We start from the raw sequence: 20,472 nt of genomic DNA, 5'->3' as shown, positions 1-20,472 counted from the left end.
TAAGCATTATTAAGATACCAATAAACTGTTACATGGAAAGAACAAGAGTAATAAAAAAATGGAAATGTTATTAGGTACTTTAATAAATAAGAGGTTAAATGACAGATGCTAAAAATTTTAATTTGGGGAACTGGTGTGAGTGCTCAGAAATATGTGTTGGGATATCATAAACAGATGCAGTTTTTTTTCAGAAATACAATGTTTTATTGATAATAATGAGAAAAAACAAGAAATCCCTTTTTATGGTTATTGTGTAGTTCCGTATAATCAGACGAATCAATTTGAGTACGACTACATTGTTATTATGAACTCTTATGAAAAGGAGATAAGGAAACAAATAATAAATAATTCTGGAAGTGATGAAAAAGTTCTTTCACGCAATGATTATTTTCGATTATTTATAGAAACAGGGTATTGGAATAATACGAGTGTGTTATTTTTGGGTGACAAAATGCAATATGATTTAGTCAAACATCAAGCCCAAAATACCTTTTTAGAAATCAATTATTTAAAGGATATTGACGACATTGAAAAGTACGGGTTTGATGTTATTTTTATTTGTCCACCCAGGCTATTAAGTCAAGAAGCTACTGAGAGCTATGAATGTAGTATTAAGGAAAGAATTTATTCTGCTGTTCATATAAGTCGAGAAGCAGTATTTGGAGTAGGGGACTGGATAAATTACTTTGTATGTGACAGAAGGATAAAAGGAGGAGACATTAATAATGGTAATACATTTTTAGTTATAGGTGCCTTAGATCCAATACTTGGACTTGGAAATATATTGGAGAGCGTATTGGGGTCAATTACGTATGCAAAGGAACATGATATGATTCCGGTGGTGGATATGCAAAACTCTGAAAACCAATATCTACAAGAAGAATTATTGGGAAAGCATAATGCATGGGAGGATTTTTTTGAGCCTGTAAGTGAATATAGATTACAGGATGTTTATCAAAGCCAAAATATAGTATTAACCGGTATTGTTGGACATTTAGAATGTAATATGAATTATAAGGATATAGCCCTGAATACTTATGTAAAAAATTATATTGATAGTGTATATGTAAGCTTGTTTCCAAAAACAAGTAAAGTACTGGGAGTTATTTATCGTGGAACTGATTATAACATGGCTTTTGGCCATACATTGCCAATGGCAATCAATGCTTATATAAAATATATAGAAGGTTATTTAGAAAAGATAGGATATGAATATATTTTTCTTGCGACAGAAGTAGAAGAGGCGACAGTAGAATTTAAGAATTATTTTGCAGAAAAGGTTTTCTTTACGAATCAAAAAAAGATATTCAAAGCATGAAAGACGTTGGTTATATTCAATACATTTTGAAAGAGAAAATGATACATATTTAAAAGGATTAGAATATTTAACTGTTTTAGAACTACTTTCAAGATGTGATTCGCTTATAGGTACAAATACAGGGGGACTGCGTGCAGCTATTGTAATGAATGGTAATAATTATGAACATATAGAAATTATTTCTCATACTATTTAAAACTTTCAATTTCCTGGTTCTAAGGAAATAAACTTATATGGCGAGGATAAGGAGTAAGAATTTATGGAAGAAATAAAAATTGCAGTCTGTATACCAACCTATAATCGCAGCCAAATTATAAAAGAATTTTTAGACAGATGTTTAGTGGACTATGTGAGTTTTGGGATAGATATTTACATTTATGACTCAAGTAGTAATGATGAAACTAAAGATGTGGTTAGACTATGGCAGGATCGATTGAATGATTTGTATTATATTCGTGTTCCATCATGTTTACATGCTAATATAAAAGTTTTTAAAATTTTTCAGCAACAGGGTTTTAGAAAGCCATATGATTTTATCTGGGTTTGCGGAGATTCATTGAGATTTAGTAAAAGGGCACTTTCTTATGTTTTACAAAATATAACATTTGAATACGATATGATTGAAGTCAACGCAAATGATGCGGGGAAACTTGGAAGAAGAGTGTATGACGATCATAATGATTATTTCAGAGATTGCGCATGGCATCTTACCCTTTTTGGAGCGGTTATTCTTAATGTTAAAACTATGTTAAGTGATGTGGATTGGAACGATTATGAGTTGAGGTATAGTTCAAAAGAATTTATTAACTTTTCACATGTAAGTTTTTACTTTAATAAGTTGGCTTCAAAAGAATGCTTTAAAGCATTGCATTTAAGTTTGAATCCTTCTTTTTTTTGAAATATCAGCTCTTAAAGAAAAATCCGGCTGGTATGATGAAATGTTTTATGTAATGTGTCATGGATGGGTTCAGACGATAAAAGCCCTTCCGGGGTGTTATAAGGATAAAAAGGAAGCTATAGTTAACCACGGAAAATATACTTTATTCAAAACCTTGAATTTATTGAAATTAAGGGAAGATGGATATTTTAATATGAGTATTTATAAGAAGTATCGATGCGTTTGGAAAGAAGTTTGTGATATACCTAATATAAAGCTGTATATGATTGCCTCAATGCCTGCTTTTGCAACTAGATATGTGAGAAAAGTTTTGAGATATCTTAATACTTTAAAAAAGCAGAATGTATTTGAAAAAATTTTTAAAGAGGTATCCGGAAATTATCATATATGGAGCAGGTAAGAAGGCCTTAAGGTATGGAAAACATTTTACTGAGGAAAACATACCATATAATGGTTATTGTGTAACGGATTTAAGTGACAATGATAGTAAGATTTTAGGACATCCGGTTTATAAGCTGAAAGATATAGAAGAATCACTGAGTAATGTTGGTATTGTATTGGCATTAAATCCTGTTAATGCAGAAGAAGTCATTGAAATACTTCAAGCAAGAGGGTTAAAAGAAAATGTGTTTTATAATGATAACTTATACAGTGTATGAATAAGTGTATGTTCGGGTTTAATGGTTTAAGGATATATGATCGAAGAAAAAAACAAAGGTAGCGAAGTCTCTGTAGATAATATCACGCTTTATAAAATTGTAGTGTGGTAGATATATGCGAAGAGAGTTGATTTTCTTTTGATAATTTAAAAGGAGAGAAAATTGGAAAACTCTAGGATCATCTAGTTATGTCATTGTCAGATTTCAAAAATCCATAGGAAGGAATAGGAATTATTAATGGTTTAAATCAACAAAAGATGAAAGAGATCCAACCTGTTTAAAAAAACAGAGCTTATGGAAAATACATTTTAAGAATATAGTTTGCCGATTATGCCGAAAGACTGGAAAAGTAGATTTTAACATAAAGACGCCTAGATGGATTGAAGAAAAATGTATTTGCATTTTCTGAAATAGAGGTTCAGGATAATAAGTATGTACTGGTTACAGTTACTGTTCATAGGCAGTATTAACGTGAATATGAATATGGAAATATATTTTACAAGATCTAGTAAGATAGGTATAGAAATACAAAAAGGGAGTAGAGAATTATGCGTACATTTATTAAAAAGCAGCTCATGGATTTGCTAGATTCTATGGAGCAATCACAATGTTCGATAACCACAATGATGAACAGAGAACAAGTAATTCAGATGCTTGCGGATTGTCAAGATGCCGCTGTTGCAATAGGTGAAGCTTTGGAAAGGGATTCATCAGATTATGAGCTAATTGTCTCTCTTCTTGAAGAATACTGTGAGGAAGCCTTTTATGTATCAGAATTGCAGGAAGAAATCATTTGCAAGAAGAAAACATTGATATTAGATAAACTCACAGATAAGATCAAGGTTCTTCTGGCGGAGATTCCTTCCACTTATCATGTGGTCTTTATGCCTTATAAGGCTTCTATGTGGGATAGCCTGGAGAGCATCTGGCAAGCCTGCAGAGAGGATGATCGGTGCGAATGTTATGTGATGCCTATACCATATTACGAGTTTGATTCACAAACTAACAGATGGGTATATCACTATGATGGGGATCAATTTTCAGAGAAAATTCCAATTGTCCATTACCAAGACTATTCCTTGGAGCAGATTTGTCCTGATATAGCTTATGTTCATAATCCATATGATGACTGTAATTTGGTCACAAGGATAGAGCCAAAGTTTTATTCAGGGGAATTGAAAAGGTATGTTAGAAAATTAATATATGTACCTTACTATATTACTAGTGGACTTGTTCCTAAAGAGCATCTGTCATTTCCTGTCTACCGACATATGGACTACATGGTGGCGCAGTCAGAATATAGCAAGCATTCTTGTTTGGGCATGTATTATTATGATAAAATCTTACCTTTTGGGTCCCCTAAGCTGGACCGAGTGATTAGGCTCTGCAGGGAAGATATACTTATTCCAGATGCATGGAAGCCTTTATTGAATGGGAAAAAAAATATTGATGCTTAATACCAGCATCGGATGCTTTTTGCAAGAGGGAAGCGTTTATCTCAAAAAAATCAAGAGGCTTTGTGAAGTAATAAGCTGCCAGAGTCAGGTGGCGCTTATATGGAGACCTCATCCTCTTTTGACTGCAACGATCAGATCTATGAGGCCTCACTTGATGGCTGAGTATCATAGCCTTAAAGAATATTTTATCGAAAACAAGATCGGTGTATTAGACGAAACATCAGATATCTCAAGGGCAGTCGCCATATCCGATGCTTATATAGGCGAGGAGGCACATCGGTAATCTATTTATTTGGAGCGGTAGGGAAACCGATTTTTATATTAAACAATTACATTACAAATGCTTCTTCGGATACAGAAAAAAGAAAAGTTCACATTACGGATATGGTAAGGCAGGAAGATAAGATATGGTTTACCACTAACCGTTATAATGCTCTCTTCTATATGGAAAACGATATAAAGTCAGTGCACTATGTAGGGCGTGTAAAAAAACAACCTAAATGGTATGGTGCATATCCTTTTCTTGCGAAAACGGGAAAAAGCTTTTTCTTTCACCCTATATTGCTAGGCGTCCTGCAGTATATGATATAGATTCTAAAGAGATAAAGTTGATAGGGGAAGGGGATATGGATGAGAGTGCATTCCGAGGTCGGATTATATCCTATGGCAATCGAATATTTTATCTGCCTTTCGTAGATGATCACATCGCAGAGTTTAACACAGAAACAGGTGAATGGAACTATCATACGGAATGCATACAAGAACTATGGGAGGAGGTGGGCCAAGAAGAAGCTGCTAAACAGGGAGTGATTTGGGGGTATGCAATAAGCGGCAAAGATATGTGGCTTACCGCTACCTATACTAATCGTATCTTACGTTTTAATATGGAGGATGGAACGTATACACTTTGTTCTGTAGGAAGCGTAGAAAGTGGATACTCAGGAATCGTAGCGGAGGAACGTTACTTATGGCTAACTGAGGTGAATTGCGGTAATATTGTTAGATGGGACAGGCGTTCAGGGAAAATCAAGACGTTCCCCATGCCGGAGGGCTTCCGGTCTTGGCCTTGCACATCACCGAGCAGGAATCTGGCTCACATATCACTGATAGATATGGGAAAATGGATGGTGACTGTACCTGGGTTTTCCAACTGCATGGTAAAATTGGACAAGAAAACAGGAAAGTCAACTCTGTTGCTAGAAGATTTCTGGAAGAAGGCAGAGGAAAATGCCAATGGCTATAAGCCTGAATTTTTCTTATCCTGCGAATTTGGTGCAAAGATAGATCAGAATGTTATCATAGTCCAGAGGCATTATGATGATGCCACAGCATTGATTCATGTGGAGAATGAAACATATGAGATGCACTATCCTACCCTTGGCGAAAAGGACTTCGCTAAACTGACAGAAGGTGAGGATGGCTTTGAAAAGATGGATAAAAGGTGTGGATTTTTCCGAAGAGAAAGCAAGATATTCTCATTTGAGGGATTTGTGGAGGATTTGATTAATAATAAATTAGAGGCGGTTAGAGGAAGACAAATAGAGGAATTATCCACTCTGGCAGCTAATCTTGATGGAACTTGTGGAATCAAAGTACATGAATATATGATGAATGTCCTGGAAAATAAAGAATAATCAGTGAATTTTATGGAGGCATCTATGGAGGTAGATAAAATAATTTGGGATATGCCCAAAGGATTGCTTAACTGGTATGATTTTTGTGTGGAAGGAGAGGTTCTTTGTATTGAGGATAGGGAAAGCAGTATCAAAGAGCTTTTGCAAGAAAAATGCAAGAAGGTCATCTGCATAGATAGAACTGCCGCTTTAAATAAAGAATTTTTAAACCAATATAGGGAAGCTTTTGATTATATTGTCGCGATTGGTATGGTAGAGCGTCTTACCAATCCCATTCAGGCTCTTTCCTCATGGAGAGGTTTGCTGAAAAGTAAAGGAAGGCTGTTACTTGGCATGGATAACCGTTTGGGATTACGTTATTTTTGTGGTGATAGAGACCCCTTTACTAATAGGAGCTTTGATGGAATTGAGAATTACCGCACTCTTTTGAAAGAGGATAGTAATAATCTTAAGGGTCGGAATTATTCAAAAGAAGAAATATGCAATATATTGGATTTATCGGGGTGGCCGAATAGGAAGTTTTATTCAGTTTTGCCAAACTTGGATATGCCTCAGCTAATTTATTCAGAAGACTATCTTCCTGTGGAAGAATTAGATATCAGGCTTTTTCCCATGTATCACTACCCTGATTCTGTATTCCTTGAAGAGGAGTATCTATATAAGAGTATCATTAAGAATGGAATGTTTCATGCGATGGCTAATTCTTTTTTTAATAGAATGCTCGAAAGACAATACATTTGAAAATGTAGATCATGTGACTGTTTCCATGGATCGGGGCAGGGAAAATGCCATGGCAACGATTATCAGGAATAATCATACGGTAGAAAAGCGGGCATTGTATGAAGAAGGAGATCATAAGCTGCAAGAACTCAAAGAAAACGAGATAGATTTGAGGAATCATGGGCTGAATGTCTTGGCAGGAGAATACCATCATAATTCCTATCATATGCCTTATGTAGAAAGTGAAACAGCAGTATCCCACCTGCGCAGGTTGGTGAGAGAAAATCCGGAGTCATTTAAAGAAGAAATAGAAAAGTTTCGGGAGTTCATTTTGCAGTCTTCAGAGCATGTAGAGGCGGAAGAGTCTAAGAAAGAGCTGGGGATTTTATTACGAAGAGGATATATAGATCTGATTCCTATTAATTGCTTTTATAATAACGGGAAATATGTCTTTTATGATCAGGAATTCTATGAAGAAAATTATCCGGCCAACGTTATTATTCTCAGGATGATTGAAACAGTTTATGCTGGTGATTTGGAGATGGAGTCAATTATTCCAATAAAATACTTTTTTTAATAAATATGGCCTGGAAGAAAAAATGGCATTATGGCATCGTATGTCCTGGGAGTTTCTGGCAAAGCTGAGAAATCAAAGAGAATTAAGAAGCTTTAATGAAAAATTCCAGAGAAATAAGGATGTAGTACATACCAACAGACAGAGAATCAATTATTCTGCCCCAGAGTATCAAAAGATTTTTGTAGATATATTCCGAGATGCAGAAAAGAAGAAGCTGATTTTATTTGGTTCAGGAAATTTTACAAAAAGTTTTCTTGCACAATTTAAAAACCAATATGAAATTTATGCTATCATTGACAATGACCGATCCAAGTGGGGAAGCAAACTGGAAGGGATAGAGATTTTATCACCCCATATCATTGAGGAAATACCGAAAGAGGAAAGCAGGATTATTATATGCATTAAGAATTATATCGCTATTGTGCATCAACTGCAGCAAATGGGGGTGGAAGATTATTGTATATATGATTCAAATACAGAATATCCAAGAAAACAGGAAGTGTTACCGGCTGCTGTTAAAGATATGGATTCATTGCCCAAAAAGTACCATACCGGATATATTGCAGGAGTATTCGATTTATTTCATATAGGGCATCTGAATATGTTCAAAAAGGCAAAAGAGCAGTGTGATTATTTGATTGTGGGCGTAGTGACAGATGAAGGTGTCATGGACTATAAAAAAGCATATCCATATATTCCGTTTCAAGAAAGATTAGAGATAGTCCGTTCCTGCAGGTATGTAGATAAAGCAGTCGAGATTCCGTATCACTATAGCGGAACAAGAAATGCTTATAAAATGTATCACTTCGACTGCCAGTTTTCAGGAAGCGATTACATTGATAATCCCGACTGGTTAGGAGAGAAGACTTTTTTTGGAAAAACAAGGTGCTGACCTGGTATTTTTCCCATATACAGAGGGAACAAGCTCTACAAAAATAAAGAGTATGATAGAAAGATCTTTGCTGTAAATTTGATACCCTGGTTTTGGCTGAACGTTCTGTTCTGGTAACAGAATGCACTTAGCCAAAATCAGGATTTTTTTCATCTATAACACTTTCTTAAGATTCACAGAAATTTTCCTGACAACTTTCTTGACAAAATCTGTAATTAAATGTAGAATATAGTAAGAAAAATTACAGAAAAAGAGGGAAAAACAAAAAAAACCTGTCGAAATTTAACTGAAAATAGGTAATTTTTTTGTGACGAAAGACAATTCCCAGAGATCCAAAGGGAATGAAAGTGAGGAACAATCGGATGAACGGTATATTTGGGAATAGCATTTCAATGGCTGAGAAAACTTTGGATTATCTGTGGTCAAAGCAGCAGGTAACGTTGAATAATATTGCTAACGGAGAAACTCCGGGCTATAAGGCTCGTTATGTAACGTTTGAGGACGAATTCCGAAAACGTTTGCTGGCAGGAAAAGAGGGTACGTCAAGAGACATCGGGAAGGCCATAAGCAGTTCCAGACATTATATCCATGAAACAAAGGATGAATCAGCAAGAATGGACGGGAATAATGTTAACATGGATGTAGAGAATGTAGAGCTGGCAAGAACGAATCTTCAATATCAGTATCAGCTGAATGCATTGAATAGTGAAATTAGCAGGCTTCGTACTGTTATTAAAGGTTAAGACGGGAGGTATATGAGATGGAGCAGATGTTTATAAGACCTATGATCAATGGAGTCCATCGGGAATATAGGAATCGAAAAGAAAGTGACAACCGGACAGGATGGAGGTTCGGTGTTTCGTGATATATTTAAAGAAGCTATTCAGAACGTAAGAACCACGGATGAAGATTTGACGACACAGGAATACCTGCTGTCAACAGGCCAGATTGACGATGCGCATACCGTACCGGCGGCAGCAGCAAAAGCCCAGTTATCTGTAGAACTTTTATCATCTCTTCGGAATAAGGCGCTGGAAGCCTACAATGAGATTATAAGAATCAGCGTTTAAGTAGATAACAGGGCGGACGGATGCGATGGAAAAGATAAAGGAACTTTTAGGAAAACTGAATGATAAAGTAAAAAAAAGCCATAATCATCGGCGCTGTCGGCGTGGCGGTTGTGGCGGGCGCAATTGTGATCGCGCTGTCCATGCGGGAGAAGCCTTACGAGGTGATGTTTCCAAGTGTCAGCAGCGAAGAAGCCAAACAGATCATTGGAAAATTACAGGAAGACGGAATCGATTATCAGTATCATAACGGTGACATTCTGGTGCCCACGCCCCAGCTGGACACCACCAGAGCAAAGCTGGTTTCGGAAGGATATCCCAAAAGCGGTTTTACATATGATGTATTCAAAAATAATGTAAACTTAATGACTACGGATTCAGACCGGCGGAGGTTTGAGCTTTATGATCTGGAAACCAGAATCGGTTCTACTATTAAAGTGTTTGATGGCGTACAGGAGGCATATGTAACCATAGCTTTGGGAGAACCCTCCAAATATGCACTGTCTGATGACACGGCACAGGAGTCCAGTGCCCAGGCTGTTGTGGTTATGAAGGATGGAGGATCTCCCACGGAGGAGCAGGCAAAGTCTATCCAGCTTCTTATATCCAGAAGCATACCTGGATTGGTCATTGAGAATGTCTCTGTATTTGACGGAAATGGACGGGAAGTTTCCACCGGTTCCGATGATGAGGACATTAATAACGGTAAGGCAGGAGAAGAGATCACCAGGATGATCGAAGATCAGATTTCTGCAAAGGTCTTGAATGTCCTTGGACCTGTATACGGAAACGGCAATGTTCGTGTGTCCGTAAAAGGCACGGTCAATATGGAAAAACTGATTCGGGAGAGCATTGTTTACAATACCCCCGAAAAGATCGATGAAAAAGATAAAACGGGTCTTACCTCCGAAGAATCCATATTCAAGGAATATTCCGGAAGCGGACAGAATGCTTCCGGTGTGGCCGGCTCAGAAGCCAATGCAGATATTCCTCAGTACAATGCAGGAGGGACAGATGCGGAGAACGCATATGGTTCCAGCAGCCTGACCAGAAAATATCTTTTGAATCAGATAAAAGAACAGGGCCAGGTCAATCCGGGAACTTTGGAAAATCTCACTGTTTCCGTAGTGGTAAACGGAACCGGATTCGGCAGCATGTCCATTGACGACATAAGGGATTTAGCCGGAAATGCGGCAGGAATCCCTCAGGGAGAGCGTGCGGAAAAAATAACAGCCGTGGCAGCACCCTTCTATACCGTGGAAGTACCCCAGGCACCTGATATTCCTGCGGAAGCAAATACCAGCGGCATTTTGATCAATCAGTGGATTCTGATTGCGGCTCTGGCAGGAGTACTTCTCCTTATTCTGATTATAGTTTTGGCAGTAAGGCACAGAAGGAAAAAGAATGCTCTAATGGAAGGCACAGAGATAAGCCAGGAAGATGTTCCGGAACTGCCGGTTATGGGGGAACTGTCGGAGGCAATTGAAAAAGAACAGGCAATTCTGGAACCTGAAGAAGACAGGGGAGCAGAGCTGCGCCAGAGCGTCCGCGATTTTGCAGAGCAGAATCCAGAGATATCTGCTCAGTTGCTGAAAACATGGTTGAATGGAGGCGGTAACAATGACAATTAATCTGACGCCTGAACAAAAAGCGGCAACAGTAGTTGTTTCACTGGGAGTGGATAAGGCTTCTAAAGTGTACAAATACTTAACCGAAGATGAAATTGAGAAATTAACTCTTGAAGTGGCAAAGCTTGGACATGTGGAAGCAGAGCAGACGGAAGCTACTTTGGATGAATTTTATAAGACCTGCCTGACTCAAAAGGTGGTCACTGACGGAGGCTTGGAGTATGCAAGAACTGTTCTGGAAAAAGCTTTCGGCGAAAGCACGGCCAACAGCCTGCTTCAAAAGGTTACCCAGTCCCTGAAATCCAGATCCTTTGGGTTTATCCGGAAAAGCGATGTAAAGAACCTGCTTTCCGTCCTCCAGCATGAAAGAGCCCAGATCATTGCCCTGGTTCTTTCTTATACAAGTGAGGAGATGGCGGCTCAGATCATTTCTGAGCTTGCCCCTGAAAAGCGCATGCAGGTAGTGGAGGCCATTGCCAGAATGGAAAGCGCTTCTCCTGAAGGAATTAAAATTGTGGAAGATGAGATCAAGAAGCGGTTCTCCGGCATCCTTACTACCGATTACACCAGTGTGGGAGGTATTGATTACATAGCAAACGTTATGAACCACATAGACAGGAGCAACGAAAAGCTTATCTTCGACGAACTGGGCAGAAAGGATGCGGAGCTGGCGGATACCATCCGCAAGAAGATGTTCGTATTCGAGGATATCATTACCATGGACAATCGTTCCATCCAGCGCTTTATCAGAGAGTGCGATATGCGTGACATGGTTTATGCCCTTAAGAATGCAAACGAGCAGATGACAACAGTTATTTTCTCCAATATGTCAACCCGTATGAAGGAAAGCATCCAGTCCGATATGGAAGTTACCGTCAATGTACGCTTAAAAGATGTGGAAGAGGCTCAGCAGAGGATTGTCGGTATCATAAGGCGTCTGGAAGAAGAGGGTGAGCTGATCATCAATAAGGGCGGAAAGGATGATGTCATTGTCTAATATTATAAAGGCTATGCAGATGGCAGACCGTGTTCTGGAGTACGGATTTACCAGGGAATTTGAAAATATCAGGGTAAATGAAACAGAGAATCCGGAAAGGGAATCGGAGCGGGAAGATTCTGCAAACCAGGGATATGACAGGTATCTTCACACTACCGAGTTATACGAAGATGCCATAAAGAAGAGCCAGGTGATTCTGGACCAGGCAAAGGCGGATTCGGAAGATATCCTTAACCAGGCTAAGTCGGACGGGGAAAAGCTCCGTGCTCAGCTATGGAAGAAGGGCGCCAGGCCGGATATGACACGGGATATGAGGACGGCTTTAGAGAAGCCTATGAAGCACATAAAGCGGTTCTTGAGGCGCGCCAGGAAGAATTCCTGGAGGTCATGAAAAATACGATTGAGAGCGTTACGCAGGAAAAGGAAAAGATACTGGATAAATATATTGATGACTTAAAAAAAAGTCACTCTGACCATTGCGGAAAAAGTGATTCAGACCAGTCTGCGATCCAGCGGTGAGATCATTAAACGCATGATCGTGGCTGCCGCGGGAAAGCTTAAGAAAACCCAGTGGGTGAAAATTTATGTATCCCAAAGAGATGCGGGAATGATGATACAGGGAGATGTGGGGCTGTTAAGCGAATTGTCCCACATTTCCGGGAATATCAAGATCATAGCCATGGATCATGAGGAGGACGGAGCTTGTATCATTGAGCTTCCGGAGGAAATTATTGATGTCAGCGTGAATACCCAGCTGGAAAACATTAAAGGAATACTTAATAACGCCAGACTGTAACAGGAGGAACCTGCATGTTTAAGGAATTGACGGATCTCATTACAAAAACTGAGACAATCGACCATATCGGGAAGATTGAAAACATTGTGGGGATGTCCATGGAAGCCTCCGGTGGAAGGGCCAGTATCGGAGACATTGCCTATATTTACAATGAAGACCGGCAGGAACAGATACCGGTTGAAGTGGTGGGCTTTAAGGATGATAAAATACAGCTTATGGCCTATGAAAATATGAATGGCATTGCTGCGGGCAGCTTTGTCCGGAATACAAAACGCAGGTTAAAGGTACCGGTAGGAGATTTTTTAAGAGGTCGGATCATCGATGCAAAGGGAGAACCAATGGATGGGAAAGGACCTTTTGAATCTCCCCGGTACTATTACGTAGAAAATCCTTATATCAACCCCATGACCCGTCCGCCTATTACGGACAAGCTGGAATTTGGGGTCAAGGCCATTGATGGCTTAAATACCATTGGAAAAGGCCAGCGTATTGGGATTTTTGCAGGTAGCGGTGTGGGAAAGAGTACCTTGCTTGGCATGATTGCCAGAAATGTAAAGGCAGATATTAACGTGGTGGCCCTGGTAGGGGAGCGTGGAAGAGAAGTCCGTGAATTCATAGAAAAAGACTTGGGACCGGAAGGAATGAAACGTTCCGTGTTGGTAGTAGCTACCTTAGACCAGCCGGCCATGCTTCGTATGAAGTGCCCGTTGGTTGCTACCACCATAGCCGAATACTTTAAGAATCAGGGCAAGGATGTATTGCTTATGATGGATTCCCTGACCCGTTTTGCCATGGCTCAGAGAGAGATTGGGCTTGCAATCGGAGAGCCTCCGGTGGCAAGAGGATATACTCCCTCTATTTATGCGGAATTTCCCAAGCTGCTGGAACGAAGCGGCAACTTTGGAGAAGGTTCCATTACGGGAATCTACACGGTTTTGGTGGAAGGTGATGATACCAATGAGCCGATCGCGGATACAGTAAGAGGTATTGTTGATGGACATATTGTACTAAGCCGAAAGCTGGCCAATGCCAACCATTTCCCGGCCATTGACATAAGCGCCAGCATTTCGCGTCTGATGACCAACATTGTTTCAGAGGAACACCGGAAATTAGCTTCCCAGCTCCGGGATATGTTAAGCCTTTATGAGAAAAATGAGGACCTTATCTCCATTGGTGCTTATAAAACCGGCACGAACCCAAAGCTCGATATAGCTATATCCAAAATTGATAAAATCAATCAGTTCCTGTGTCAGGGAATACAGGAGCAGGCCAGTTATGAAGAGGTCTTAAAGAAAATGAAGATGATTTTAGCATAGATGCTGAAAGGGGAAGTGGAGCATGAAAAAGTTTAATTTTCCACTTAATACAGTATTAAATTACAAGGACCAGGTTCTGGACAATTTAAAAAATGAGCACGCTCAGATTGTGGATCAGGTAGTCAGGCAGGAAAAAAAAGGTTGAGGCCTTGTCGGACCGTAGGAAAGAGGCATGTAACCGGTTTCAGGAGGAGATAGGCCAGGGCATTGCCGTTAGTATGATGCGGGAATATGAGACCTATATCACCTTTATGCAGCAGAAAATTCTTGCCGAGCAGGGAGTTCTTCAGAGATTGAAAAAAAAAGAGGAACAAAAGCGGGAAGAAGTGGTGGAGGCCAGAAAAGAAGTGGTCTCCATCGAAAAACTGAAGGAAAAGAAGCTTTTGCAGTATAACAAAGAGGTCCTGCGCAGCGAAGAGCTGTTTATTGAGGAATTCGTCTCCAATACGACCTCGGTCCATGGAAGCAGGTAATCCTGCCGGAAAACTTCTGGCAGTTACCATAAAATCAAATGCCTGACGGCATGAAAAGAAAGGAGTGAGAAGATGACAGAGGTAAAAAAACAGCAGTGTGGATCTATTATCCAGACAACTGACCAGCAGTAGGAAAAAAAGAAGAAAAGGTAGCTGACGGCTTATCCGAGTTTAAGGCCATGTTAAAAAACGGCACTCAGAAGAAGGATGGAAAAAGCCAGGAACCAAGGGAATCCTTTGAAGAAAATCCGCCTGCAGCGGAAGTTGCATCAGAGGCTGCAGCTCTGGCTGCTGCGGCTGCAATGGCGAAAGTTCAGGGGGCGGAGGAACAGCTTCAAATAGCCGGACAAGAACCAGAGTTCCAGATTATGGAAGCTATTGGAGAGGCCCAGACTCCGGTTTTGGTGCCGGAAGAAAGCGGAAAAGTCCAGATAATGGATTCATTCCGTGCTTTGGATCAGCTTCGTTTTCAGCAGCTTGCAGAAAATGGCGTGGGAGCAGAAAAACTTGACGAGAGAAGTTTCACGACCTTGACGGATAGTTCAAATGAAACGCCGGAACCCACTTTCCTCAATACAATGGCAATGTTGCAAAAAAACAGGGAAAAAGGAACCTGTGATTCAGGATATAGCAGGGCAGAACCCGGAAGCAGCTGTAGACCCAGATGGGAAAAAGGATATTTTATCGGAGCAGCCGCTTATGAAAGCAGCAGAGACAGTTTCTGATTTAGCTGAAGAGGAACCGGTGGCGATTCTTTCCAAGAGCGGTTCTCAGGAAAAACCAGGCCCTGTGGAAGAAGATCAGGATAAAATCGGGAAAAGCCTTCCGGAAAAGCCCTATGAGCCTGAACGTCTCTGGAACAGACACCTTGAAAAGCCTGAGGAAGTCCCTACAACTGTAAGAGCAGAGAATTCGAAAGAATTGGAAGCAAAGTTATCGGAACAGATTTTAAAACAGATCCGTGAAGGAAATGGGGAACTGGACATCCAATTGGAACCGCATAATCTGGGAAAAATCCGCATAAAAATTTCTTATGAGGATAATCAAATCAGTGTTTCCCTTCTGTGTACGGAAAGCAAAACCCTAAAGCTTTTATCGCAGTCAGCGGGCGATTTGGGTTCCATTCTGGAAACTAATTTAGAGCGGCCCTTCCAGGTTCTGGTAGACAAGCAGGAGCCGGATTACTTAAACCAGCAGCAGGAGCAGGGCGGCAGGCAGGAACAGCGTGGACAGCATCAGGAAAGCCAGAGAGAAGAAAACCGCGAGGATTTTATACAAAAGCTGAGGCTTGGGATTTTTGAGACGGAAAGCGCCGAAGAAAGCGGTGTTGGTTACAGATAAGGAGAGAAATAATGTCGACTGTAAATGGAGTAAATTTGTATGGTTCTCTGGAAGATTTTAAGGCTAGAGCGAAAACCACCAGTAACAGTGAAATGACAACGGAGGGATTTTTCAGGCTTTTGGCAGCACAGCTTCAAAATCAGGACATGTCAAACCCAATGGATAACTCGGAGATGATGACTCAGATGACTCAGATCGCCATGATGCAGGCTATGAATAACTTCTCCACTGCAATGGGGGATTTTGCCCAGGTCAATACAATCAATTATGGAACTTCCATGATGGGAAAAGAAGTAATGGTTGCATACCACGATAAGAACGGGACGGTTAAAAAAATCACGGGAACTGTGACGAGAGTCGATATTTTTAATGGTGTGCCAACTATTTACATTGATGACGATGAAAAGACAGGCTATCCGGTTTCCAGCATTATGTCCGTTTATGAAAAAGGGCATAAGCCTCCGGATAATGTGGATGATCCAAACAAGGGCGATGGAGTCAAGGATCCGGAAACAGATAATAATACCGATGGAACCAAGGATCCGGAAACAGATAATAGTACCGATGGAGCCAAGGATCCGGGGACAGATAACAATACCGATACCAGTACCGGTTAGAATGCGCAGGTGATGATCAATGCTAGGTAAAATAAACCAGCATGAGGAACTAAGGCAGCTAAAGCTGCGGAATGCTGCCGCAATATCAAAACCAGCAGGCGGCTTCAATGAGATACTTCAAAATAGAATCGAGGAAAAGGAAGGGCTTCAATTTTCCCGCCATGCAGCAGAGCGGGTCAATCAGCGCGGAATTGAAATGTCGGATTCATTTTTGCAGGATTTGCAGTCCGCAGTGGAAAAAGCCCGTTCCAAAGGGGCAAAGGACGTGGTGATTATCAGTGACAGAGGAGCGTTTATTGTAAATGTACCTAATAATACGGTGGTAACAACCATGTCTGGCAATGAAATGAAAGAAAATATTTTTACAAATATCGACAGCGCCGTCCTACTATAGCTGGACCATTTATGGAGGCTTTTCCTGTTTGTCTGATTGACAGCAGGAGGAAGGCGAAAAAAACGAAGGAGAACAAAAAAACTATGGTCAAATCAATGTTTGCCGGTGTGGCAGGTCTTAGAACACACCAGGCCAAAATGGATGTTATCGGTAACAATATAGCTAACGTGAATACATGGGGATTTAAGGCAGGTACCATGTCCTTTAAAGACACTATGTACCAGAACACTTCAGCCGGTTCAAAGGGCAGCACGTCTGCCGGTGGCTATGGAGGAACCAATGCCAACCAGGTAGGGTACGGCGTAACGACAGGAAGCATTACCTATGATTTCTCTATGGGAAGCCCGTCGCCCTCTTCCAGAGGCCTTGACTGCTATATTGATGGTACGGGATTTTATATCGTAGGTCCTATGGTTGGGAACGGAGAGGGCTTTTCCCTGGAAGATGAGGATGTCATTTCCTCCAAGGGCCTGAGTCTTTCCAGAGTAGGAAAGTTCAATGTGGATAATCAGGGATATCTGGTTGATGATTCGGGAAATTATGTATATGGATTTGAGAATACCAATACAGGCGATCTTTCCGCCGGAGGAGAATTTAATACAACTACATTAAAGCCTCTGAGAATTCCCATGAAGTCAGATATGGCGGCCATAGGGAATAAGGAGGCGGCTAATGCGGTAGAAGCGGCTAAGAAGCAGCTTGAGGAAGCAAGGGCTGACTTAGCGAAGCTGAATGTGGCCTTAGGGAATGCAAGAAATGAGTATATTGATGCGAATAAAAAATATGAGGATGAATGTAAAAATCCAACTAATGCGACTCCGCCTAAAAGTATAAACGAGTTTATGGTAGATCGGGACGATGCAAAGAAAGCAATGGAAGATGCATATTCAAAGTGGGTAGCTGATAAAAGTGATCCACTAAAGGAATCAGCTTATAATACGGCAAAAGTTGATTATGAGAATGCAGAATTTGCTTTAATTAAGGCTCAAACAGCGCTTCGTCTGAAAGACCCGAGTACAACTCTTGGCGGTCCGAGTAAGTGGGATACGATCAGGGGTGATTATTTAACTGCTCTGGCGGCTTATAACGCAAACCCCAATGATACGACTAAAAATACATTGGATACAACGAAAAAAGGCTTTGGATGATCTTTATGCTGCCTTAAGCAAAATTGAACCAGGCTCGCTGGAAGGCATACGCGACGAAAAAAAAGCAGGCCGCAGATAAGGCTAAGGCCTTTGTTGATGCAGCAGAAAAGACAGTATCTGACAAAGAAAAGAGTTTGGAAACAGCCCAGAACAGCTCAACCAATACCCAGGTAGAAAATGCAGGATCAAGCAGTGAGAATGAACTTGCCAGCTTAAGCAACTACACAATCAAGGAAGATGGTACCCTGACAGGTACTTCTGTAGACGGCAGCGCCACAGTTATCATCGGTAAGGTTGCTTTAGCCGGTGTCCAGAACGTCAACGGTCTGGAAAAGACCACGGGTTATTACTATGTCCCAGGTGCTAATGCAGGCAGTGTAAGCATTTATGAAGCCGGTGGTGTCCAGGGCCGGATCATGGGAAATTATCTGGAAATGGCAAAGGTAGACCTTGCGACAGAGATGACAGATATGATCACTACACAAAGAGGATTCCAGGCCAACTCAAAAATCATAACAGTTACAGATCAGATGCTGGAAGAACTGGTAAATATTAAGCGGTAATAAGCTTTTGCAGATTTGGGGAGGCGGTGCTGCCGCTTCCCCCAATGAGAGGAGTTGAGCCATGATTCGTCTTACGAGACTGAATGATGAAGAATTTATAATCAATTGCAATCAGATTGAGCGGATTGAAAACATACCGGAGTCCAATGTTATACTGGTCAATGGAAAGCATTATGTGGTAAAAGAAAGTATTGATGAGATCATTGACCGGGTGATTGAATTTCAGGCACAGATATATGCGCGTGCGCAGAAAAAGAACGTTTAATCCAGCACTGCCTGGAATATAGGAGGTTACTTATGGATGTATCATTGATCGTTGGCTGGGTGCTGGGAATCGCATTGATTATCTACGGAATCGGCATGGAAAAGCTGATGAATTTTGTGGACATGCCCAGTGTTATCATTGTTGTGGGAGGTACAGCGGCAGCGCTGATAGCCAGCTTTCCATTTAAAACCCTGGCACAGATTCCAAAGCACATCGGAATAATGATCAGCTCCAACCGGTACAATTCGGAAGCCGTTATTCATACTCTAGTGGATATGGCGAAAACGGCAAGAAAAAAAGGGACTTTTGGTTCTGGAAGAACAGGCTGCCACCATCAAGGATCCTTTTCTGAAACAGAGCGTAATGTTGATCGTAGACGCCATGGATGCGGAGAAGATCAGGGAGATGCTGGAAAGTGAAGTGGCAGCCATGATGGACCGCCACGAGCAGGACGTCAGCATCTATGACAGGGGGTCAGGAGTGGCTCCGGCCTCGGAATGATTGGTACGCTGGTAGGATTGGTTAACATGTTAAAAAGTATGGATATGTCAGGAAATGGAGCGAACAGCCTTGGGGCTGATATGTCCGTGGCCTTGATCACCACCTTTTACGGTTGTATTCTGGCTCATCTGTTATTCAATCCCATGGGCAAGAAGCTCCGTATCCGGAACGAGGAAGAACTTTTGTACAAGCAGATTATTATTGAAGGCGTTTTATCCATTCAGGCTGGAGATAACCCCAAGTATCTGGAGGAAAAGCTGCTATCTTACCTGTCTCAGAAGCAGCAGGGAAAGATCACAAAGAAAAAAACCTGAAGAAGGAAGCGCAAATCCTGAGTAATGAGATTGCGAAAGAGGGAGTGCTTTAAGGGCATATCTTAATCCCAAAGAACATGGGTAGGAAAGAGAAAAACAGGTGGTTGTATGATAAAGAGAAATAAGCAGCCGGAGGAAACTGGAAGCTGGATGGATACATATGGGGACATGGTTACTTTGCTGCTGTGTTTTTTTCGTTCTTCTGTATTCCATGTCTTCTATGGACCAGACCAAATGGAAGAAGCTGGTGCAGAGCTTTAATCCCAGTGCTCTTGAAAGCATAGAGTCCAAAGCGAATGAAAGCGAGGGAGAATTCCGTGGAGATCCGGCAAAAGAAGAGGTTACGGATTTTGACGCACTGTATACGGCTCTGAAAGAGATGGTTTCAGAGAGAGGAATGCAGGATTCTGTAGAAATTACCCGCGGAGACGGTTTCACTTTTATCTCATTCCGCGACAAAGTATTTTTTGACGGGGACAGTTCTGTGCTCCGGCAGGAGGGCAAGGACATCCTTGAGCAGTTTGCTGTCGCTATGACGCAGGTGGATTCTTCTATAAAAGAAGTACAGGTATTGGGACATACCTCCCAGGGAGACCCAAACAGACCCAACAACATCCGAAACGACAGGATGCTTTCCGCTCAGCGTTCCGCAGAGGTTGTCATTTTTCTCCAAAGCAGACATGCTGTTTCACCGGAAAAACTGGTGAGCGCCAGCTATGGTCAGTTCCGTCCCATTGCGCCTTTTGATACGGAGGATGGGAGGGCGCAAAACCGTCGCGTGGAAATATTGATAACCAAGAATGATACGGTAGAAAAATCCCTGGAAGAGTATTACAACCAGATATATCAGGATTATCAGAACGTGCCGGGTAATTAAAAAATGAAGCGGAGTGAAAC

General features: G+C 41.1%; 28 protein-coding genes and 1 pseudogene. All 29 read left to right on the top strand.

Annotated features, from left to right (window positions below):
• The first annotated feature begins 139 nt into the window (after positions 1 to 139).
• The 29 genes and pseudogenes from JCM10519_RS22505 to JCM10519_RS22375 all read left to right on the top strand — a co-directional run bounded on the left by JCM10519_RS22505 (position 140) and on the right by JCM10519_RS22375 (position 20,452).
• Positions 140 to 1,318 (top strand): hypothetical protein, encoded by a 1,179-nt coding sequence (locus tag JCM10519_RS22505; RefSeq protein WP_054742041.1) that lies wholly within the window; start codon positions 140 to 142, stop codon positions 1,316 to 1,318.
• A 259-nt stretch (positions 1,319 to 1,577) separates the two neighbouring features.
• Positions 1,578 to 2,216: a glycosyltransferase gene (locus JCM10519_RS22500; RefSeq protein WP_054742040.1), complete on the top strand. Its 639-nt coding sequence runs from the start codon at positions 1,578 to 1,580 to the stop codon at positions 2,214 to 2,216.
• Positions 2,217 to 2,563: 347 nt separating this feature from the next.
• Complete coding sequence (locus tag JCM10519_RS22495) at positions 2,564 to 2,875, top strand: hypothetical protein (RefSeq protein ID WP_054742033.1); 312 nt, start codon at positions 2,564 to 2,566, stop codon at positions 2,873 to 2,875.
• 548 nt (positions 2,876 to 3,423) lie between these two features.
• The gene (locus tag JCM10519_RS22490) at positions 3,424 to 4,332 is read left to right on the top strand and encodes a hypothetical protein (protein WP_054742031.1); all 909 of its coding nucleotides are present in this window, start codon (positions 3,424 to 3,426) and stop codon (positions 4,330 to 4,332) included.
• A 154-nt stretch (positions 4,333 to 4,486) separates the two neighbouring features.
• Positions 4,487 to 4,615, top strand: coding sequence for a hypothetical protein (locus JCM10519_RS33055; RefSeq protein ID WP_347845168.1), 129 nt, complete (start codon positions 4,487 to 4,489; stop codon positions 4,613 to 4,615).
• 343 nt (positions 4,616 to 4,958) lie between these two features.
• Positions 4,959 to 5,966, top strand: coding sequence for a hypothetical protein (locus JCM10519_RS22475; RefSeq protein WP_347845167.1), 1,008 nt, complete (start codon positions 4,959 to 4,961; stop codon positions 5,964 to 5,966).
• 24 nt (positions 5,967 to 5,990) lie between these two features.
• Positions 5,991 to 6,707 carry a hypothetical protein gene (locus tag JCM10519_RS22470; RefSeq protein ID WP_054742023.1) on the top strand — a complete coding sequence of 239 codons (717 nt, stop codon included), beginning with the start codon at positions 5,991 to 5,993 and terminating at the stop codon, positions 6,705 to 6,707.
• Between the two features lie 49 nt (positions 6,708 to 6,756).
• Positions 6,757 to 7,263, top strand: coding sequence for a hypothetical protein (locus JCM10519_RS22465; protein ID WP_347845166.1), 507 nt, complete (start codon positions 6,757 to 6,759; stop codon positions 7,261 to 7,263).
• A gap of 22 nt (positions 7,264 to 7,285) precedes the next feature.
• Complete coding sequence (locus tag JCM10519_RS33050; protein ID WP_347845165.1) at positions 7,286 to 8,155, top strand: adenylyltransferase/cytidyltransferase family protein; 870 nt, start codon at positions 7,286 to 7,288, stop codon at positions 8,153 to 8,155.
• Between the two features lie 341 nt (positions 8,156 to 8,496).
• Positions 8,497 to 8,898, top strand: coding sequence for a flagellar basal body rod protein FlgB (gene flgB, locus JCM10519_RS22455; protein WP_347845164.1), 402 nt, complete (start codon positions 8,497 to 8,499; stop codon positions 8,896 to 8,898).
• Positions 8,899 to 8,946: 48 nt separating this feature from the next.
• Positions 8,947 to 9,225: a flagellar hook-basal body complex protein FliE gene (locus JCM10519_RS22450; RefSeq protein WP_054742016.1), complete on the top strand. Its 279-nt coding sequence runs from the start codon at positions 8,947 to 8,949 to the stop codon at positions 9,223 to 9,225.
• Between the two features lie 80 nt (positions 9,226 to 9,305).
• Positions 9,306 to 10,853, top strand: coding sequence for a flagellar basal-body MS-ring/collar protein FliF (gene fliF, locus JCM10519_RS22445; RefSeq protein WP_347845179.1), 1,548 nt, complete (start codon positions 9,306 to 9,308; stop codon positions 10,851 to 10,853).
• On the top strand, positions 10,843 to 11,847 hold the full coding sequence (gene fliG / locus JCM10519_RS22440) for a flagellar motor switch protein FliG (protein ID WP_347845163.1): 1,005 nt from the start codon (positions 10,843 to 10,845) through the stop codon (positions 11,845 to 11,847). The genes fliF and fliG overlap by 11 nt, the downstream gene beginning before the upstream one ends.
• Positions 11,840 to 12,238 (top strand): hypothetical protein, encoded by a 399-nt coding sequence (locus JCM10519_RS22435; protein WP_054742002.1) that lies wholly within the window; start codon positions 11,840 to 11,842, stop codon positions 12,236 to 12,238. The genes fliG and JCM10519_RS22435 overlap by 8 nt, the downstream gene beginning before the upstream one ends.
• Positions 12,235 to 12,366: a hypothetical protein gene (locus JCM10519_RS33045; protein ID WP_347845162.1), complete on the top strand. Its 132-nt coding sequence runs from the start codon at positions 12,235 to 12,237 to the stop codon at positions 12,364 to 12,366. The genes JCM10519_RS22435 and JCM10519_RS33045 overlap by 4 nt, the downstream gene beginning before the upstream one ends.
• Positions 12,335 to 12,643, top strand: coding sequence for a hypothetical protein (locus JCM10519_RS22430; protein WP_347845161.1), 309 nt, complete (start codon positions 12,335 to 12,337; stop codon positions 12,641 to 12,643). Before JCM10519_RS33045 ends, JCM10519_RS22430 begins: the two co-directional genes overlap by 32 nt.
• Before the next feature lie 14 nt (positions 12,644 to 12,657).
• On the top strand, positions 12,658 to 13,959 hold the full coding sequence (gene fliI, locus JCM10519_RS22425; protein WP_054741998.1) for a flagellar protein export ATPase FliI: 1,302 nt from the start codon (positions 12,658 to 12,660) through the stop codon (positions 13,957 to 13,959).
• Between the two features lie 22 nt (positions 13,960 to 13,981).
• On the top strand, positions 13,982 to 14,104 hold the full coding sequence (locus tag JCM10519_RS33040) for a hypothetical protein (protein ID WP_347845160.1): 123 nt from the start codon (positions 13,982 to 13,984) through the stop codon (positions 14,102 to 14,104).
• A 4-nt stretch (positions 14,105 to 14,108) separates the two neighbouring features.
• Entirely contained in the window at positions 14,109 to 14,432 is a 324-nt protein-coding gene (gene fliJ, locus JCM10519_RS22420) for a flagellar export protein FliJ (RefSeq protein ID WP_347845159.1), read from the top strand.
• A gap of 179 nt (positions 14,433 to 14,611) precedes the next feature.
• The gene (locus tag JCM10519_RS22415) at positions 14,612 to 15,157 is read left to right on the top strand and encodes a hypothetical protein (protein WP_054741993.1); all 546 of its coding nucleotides are present in this window, start codon (positions 14,612 to 14,614) and stop codon (positions 15,155 to 15,157) included.
• Positions 15,132 to 15,773, top strand: coding sequence for a flagellar hook-length control protein FliK (locus JCM10519_RS22410; RefSeq protein ID WP_054741991.1), 642 nt, complete (start codon positions 15,132 to 15,134; stop codon positions 15,771 to 15,773). The genes JCM10519_RS22415 and JCM10519_RS22410 overlap by 26 nt, the downstream gene beginning before the upstream one ends.
• A gap of 11 nt (positions 15,774 to 15,784) precedes the next feature.
• A complete protein-coding gene (locus JCM10519_RS22405; protein ID WP_054741990.1) occupies positions 15,785 to 16,390 on the top strand; it encodes a flagellar hook capping FlgD N-terminal domain-containing protein in 606 nt (201 codons plus the stop codon).
• A gap of 19 nt (positions 16,391 to 16,409) precedes the next feature.
• A complete protein-coding gene (locus tag JCM10519_RS22400; protein ID WP_054741988.1) occupies positions 16,410 to 16,784 on the top strand; it encodes a TIGR02530 family flagellar biosynthesis protein in 375 nt (124 codons plus the stop codon).
• 83 nt (positions 16,785 to 16,867) lie between these two features.
• A complete protein-coding gene (locus JCM10519_RS22395; RefSeq protein WP_347845158.1) occupies positions 16,868 to 17,932 on the top strand; it encodes a flagellar hook-basal body complex protein in 1,065 nt (354 codons plus the stop codon).
• Between the two features lie 23 nt (positions 17,933 to 17,955).
• A complete protein-coding gene (locus JCM10519_RS22390) occupies positions 17,956 to 18,495 on the top strand; it encodes a flagellar hook-basal body complex protein (protein ID WP_054741984.1) in 540 nt (179 codons plus the stop codon).
• Between the two features lie 61 nt (positions 18,496 to 18,556).
• The gene (locus tag JCM10519_RS22385; protein ID WP_054741982.1) at positions 18,557 to 18,760 is read left to right on the top strand and encodes a flagellar FlbD family protein; all 204 of its coding nucleotides are present in this window, start codon (positions 18,557 to 18,559) and stop codon (positions 18,758 to 18,760) included.
• A 32-nt stretch (positions 18,761 to 18,792) separates the two neighbouring features.
• Positions 18,793 to 19,179 carry a hypothetical protein gene (locus JCM10519_RS33035; RefSeq protein ID WP_347845157.1) on the top strand — a complete coding sequence of 129 codons (387 nt, stop codon included), beginning with the start codon at positions 18,793 to 18,795 and terminating at the stop codon, positions 19,177 to 19,179.
• Positions 19,124 to 19,600 (top strand): annotated as a pseudogene (locus JCM10519_RS33030) (hypothetical protein). The gene JCM10519_RS33035 and the pseudogene JCM10519_RS33030 overlap by 56 nt, the downstream one beginning before the upstream one ends.
• A 135-nt stretch (positions 19,601 to 19,735) precedes the next feature.
• Positions 19,736 to 20,452 carry an OmpA family protein gene (locus JCM10519_RS22375; protein WP_347845156.1) on the top strand — a complete coding sequence of 239 codons (717 nt, stop codon included), beginning with the start codon at positions 19,736 to 19,738 and terminating at the stop codon, positions 20,450 to 20,452.
• The last annotated feature ends 20 nt before the right edge of the window (positions 20,453 to 20,472 follow it).

It is taken from the genome of Clostridium sp. NkU-1, assembly GCA_001312405.1.
Note: the sequence above shows the minus strand (reverse complement) of the source record. Positions and strands in the feature narration are given on the sequence as shown.

Bases quoted from the DNA above. Each gene is read 5' to 3' on its own strand.
- JCM10519_RS33055 (WP_347845168.1), top strand. From the start codon at position 4,487: ATGGCTGAGTATCATAGCCTTAAAGAATATTTTATCGAAAACAAGATC.
- JCM10519_RS22375 (WP_347845156.1), top strand. From the start codon at position 19,736: ATGGGGACATGGTTACTTTGCTGCTGTGTTTTTTTCGTTCTTCTGTAT.
- JCM10519_RS22465 (WP_347845166.1), top strand. From the start codon at position 6,757: ATGGCAACGATTATCAGGAATAATCATACGGTAGAAAAGCGGGCATTG.
- JCM10519_RS22500 (WP_054742040.1), top strand. From the start codon at position 1,578: ATGGAAGAAATAAAAATTGCAGTCTGTATACCAACCTATAATCGCAGC.
- JCM10519_RS33040 (WP_347845160.1), top strand. From the start codon at position 13,982: ATGAAAAAGTTTAATTTTCCACTTAATACAGTATTAAATTACAAGGAC.
- JCM10519_RS22470 (WP_054742023.1), top strand. From the start codon at position 5,991: ATGGAGGTAGATAAAATAATTTGGGATATGCCCAAAGGATTGCTTAAC.
- JCM10519_RS22405 (WP_054741990.1), top strand. From the start codon at position 15,785: ATGTCGACTGTAAATGGAGTAAATTTGTATGGTTCTCTGGAAGATTTT.
- JCM10519_RS22410 (WP_054741991.1), top strand. From the start codon at position 15,132: ATGAAAGCAGCAGAGACAGTTTCTGATTTAGCTGAAGAGGAACCGGTG.
- fliG (WP_347845163.1), top strand. From the start codon at position 10,843: ATGACAATTAATCTGACGCCTGAACAAAAAGCGGCAACAGTAGTTGTT.
- JCM10519_RS33035 (WP_347845157.1), top strand. From the start codon at position 18,793: ATGGATGTATCATTGATCGTTGGCTGGGTGCTGGGAATCGCATTGATT.
- JCM10519_RS22400 (WP_054741988.1), top strand. From the start codon at position 16,410: ATGCTAGGTAAAATAAACCAGCATGAGGAACTAAGGCAGCTAAAGCTG.
- JCM10519_RS33050 (WP_347845165.1), top strand. From the start codon at position 7,286: ATGGCATTATGGCATCGTATGTCCTGGGAGTTTCTGGCAAAGCTGAGA.
- JCM10519_RS22450 (WP_054742016.1), top strand. From the start codon at position 8,947: ATGGAGTCCATCGGGAATATAGGAATCGAAAAGAAAGTGACAACCGGA.
- JCM10519_RS22415 (WP_054741993.1), top strand. From the start codon at position 14,612: ATGTTAAAAAACGGCACTCAGAAGAAGGATGGAAAAAGCCAGGAACCA.
- fliI (WP_054741998.1), top strand. From the start codon at position 12,658: ATGTTTAAGGAATTGACGGATCTCATTACAAAAACTGAGACAATCGAC.
- flgB (WP_347845164.1), top strand. From the start codon at position 8,497: ATGAAAGTGAGGAACAATCGGATGAACGGTATATTTGGGAATAGCATT.
- JCM10519_RS22395 (WP_347845158.1), top strand. From the start codon at position 16,868: ATGGTCAAATCAATGTTTGCCGGTGTGGCAGGTCTTAGAACACACCAG.
- JCM10519_RS22475 (WP_347845167.1), top strand. From the start codon at position 4,959: ATGGATGAGAGTGCATTCCGAGGTCGGATTATATCCTATGGCAATCGA.
- JCM10519_RS22490 (WP_054742031.1), top strand. From the start codon at position 3,424: ATGCGTACATTTATTAAAAAGCAGCTCATGGATTTGCTAGATTCTATG.
- JCM10519_RS22385 (WP_054741982.1), top strand. From the start codon at position 18,557: ATGATTCGTCTTACGAGACTGAATGATGAAGAATTTATAATCAATTGC.
- JCM10519_RS33045 (WP_347845162.1), top strand. From the start codon at position 12,235: ATGAAAAATACGATTGAGAGCGTTACGCAGGAAAAGGAAAAGATACTG.